At 63.7% G+C, this 651-nt stretch carries 1 pseudogene; it reads right to left on the bottom strand.

Features of this window, described 5'->3' with window-relative positions:
- Window positions 1-146 precede the first annotated feature (146 nt).
- A pseudogene (locus AC4PR2_RS29495) lies at window positions 147-248 on the bottom strand (hypothetical protein); the annotation flags it as partial.
- Window positions 249-651 lie beyond the last annotated feature (403 nt).

Genomic DNA, 651 nt, shown 5'->3' with positions numbered 1-651 from the left:
GTCAACACAAAATCAATGCTGCTCGCCGGATAGCCGGCCATCACCTGCACGGAATCACCCAGGACAAATCGGGACATGGCAAAAATCCTCATGGTCAGAGGGGGCAGGAGAGCGCCGGTACGGCGCTCGTTCCCTGCTGCCCGATGTCATGGCCGGCAGCTTCCGCCGCGTGTCAGGCCGACCGTGGAATACCGCCGGCGCCGGCTTTTCGGCGACAAGGATATGCCGCGAAAGCGGCTTGAAGGCCGGGCGCAGCCCGCCGCCACGCCATCAGCGGGGGCTGCCAAGATGTCATCGGGCTGCAGGGGGGAATATTTTTTGAAGGCCGTTCATCGTCCGGTGAAGCGCAGATACTGCAACAGGCAGGCAAAAATGCAAAGCGACGCGGCAGCCGCCGGAGAAAGGCCGGCAACGCCGGCGACCTTTGCGCCCCGGCGCGTGGCGGTTGACCTTCACGGGCGGGCGGCGCTCGCGGCGCCAGTCCGGCCGCCGGGAGCGGATGCCCCAGCTGCGTGATTGTGCGATACTGCGCCACAACAGACACAACCGGAGAGGGACAAAGTGATGAACGACCGTAAGCGCCCCGTGTAGGACGTAGCGTAAGGATTATTTTACGGTTGAGAGGTTCCAGGGCAGCAGTTCATCCACCCG

The organism is Serratia sp. A07 (assembly GCF_058725505.1).
The sequence above is the reverse complement of the archived record's forward strand: the minus strand, read 5'-3'. Positions and strand labels throughout refer to the sequence as shown.